This is a genomic window from Terrabacter sp. P5_B1 (genome assembly GCF_056400505.1).
In genome coordinates this window covers 1-1590 of the sequence record NZ_JBFULD010000537.1, presented here as the reverse complement: position 1 = coordinate 1590, position 1590 = coordinate 1, and the positions used below count along the sequence as shown (strand labels likewise).

1 protein-coding gene is annotated in these 1590 nt (G+C 70.9%); it reads left to right on the top strand.

The genetic code is table 11. From position 1 onward, the window contains the following. The coding region (locus AC1DP0_RS21740; RefSeq protein ID WP_478088632.1) for an N-acetylmuramoyl-L-alanine amidase at positions 1-1564 on the top strand (1564 nt) is incomplete at its 5' end. Between the last annotated feature and the right edge of the window lie 26 nt (positions 1565-1590).

Sequence of the window (1590 nt, the reverse complement as noted above, 5' to 3'; positions counted from 1 at the left end):
GGCCGCCACCCTGACCGGCCTGCCGGAGACGGCCCTGCGCACCGACGAGCGCGCCAACATCCGCGGCGGCGCGGCCCTCCTCGCCGCCACGCAGAAGCGGCTCGGGCTGCCGACGGGCGCGTCCACCGACGCGGGGCAGTGGTACGCCGCGGTCGCGGACGCCTCCGGCTCGACCGAGCAGGACGTCGCATCGGCCTTCGCCGACGACGCATACTCCGTCATCGCCYCCGGCGCCTCCCGGCGGACCGTCGACGGCAAGCAGGTCTCGCTCGTCCCCTCGAGCGTGACGCCGCAGGCCGCCCAGGTCGGGCGACTCGGCCTGCACAAGAAGCAGAACAGTGGCCCCGTCGACTGCCCGCCCGGACTCGACTGCGAGTGGGTCCCCGCGCCCTACCAGGACCTCGGTGGCGGTGACTACGGCAACCACGACCTTGCGAACCGCCCGGTCGCGCCCAAGATCACCAACATCGTCATCCACAACACGGAGGCGACCTACGACACGACCCTCAAGCTCGCGACCGACCCGACGTACCTCGCGTGGAACTACACCCTGCGCAGCTCCGACGGGCACGTCGCGCAGCACCTCCAGGCCAAGGACGTCGGCTGGCACGCCGGCAACTGGTACATCAACGGCCACTCCATCGGGCTCGAGCACGAGGGCTTCGCCGCGACGGGGGCGCAGTGGTTCAGCGAGCCGATGTATCGCTCGTCGGCGCGTCTGGTGCGCTACCTCGCCGACGAGTACGACATCCCGCTCGACATGCAGCACATCTTCGGCCACGACCAGATTCCCGGGGTCACGCCCGCGAACGTCGCCGGCATGCATTGGGACCCGGGCCCCTACTGGAACTGGGAGCACTACTTCCAGCTGCTCGGCGCCCCGCTGCAGGCCCACACGTCCGGCGCCGCCAAGGACCTCGTCCGCATCCTGCCCGGCTTCGAGGACAACCGCCAGCAGGTCACGTACTGCACGAGCGGCGTGCAGGACAGCTGCGGGTCGCAGCCGACCAACTTCGTCTACCTCCACACCGCCCCGTCGGAGTCGGCGCCGCTGGTCAACGACATCGGACGCAACGCCAAGGGTGCGCCGTCGACGACGAGCGTGTCCGACATCGGGGCCCGTGCCCAGGCGGGCCTGACCTTCGCGGTCGCCGAGCGTCAGGGCGACTGGACGGCGATCTGGTTCAACGGCGTCAAGGGCTGGTTCCTCAACCCGGCGTCCGACCCGACGGCTGTCCCGGTCAAGGGCGCCTACGTCGTGCCCAAGGCCGGTCTGGCCAAGGCCCCGGTCTACGGTCGCGCCTACCCGGAGGCGTCCGCCTACCCGGCGGGCATCCCGGTCCAGGCGCTCGCGCCGCTGCAGTACTCCTTCGCGGCGGGCCAGCGGTATGCCGTCGGTGACCTGACGGTCCCCACGGACTACTACCGGGCGGTGACGTTCTCACCCGACACGCCGAACGACCACCTCGACGTCGTCGGTCAGGACCGCTACTACCAGATCTCGCTCGGCCACCGCTTCGCGTTCGTGCGCGCCGCGGACGTCGACGTCGTTCCGGCCCAGTAGCCCGTAGGACGTCCCCACCGTCGAGT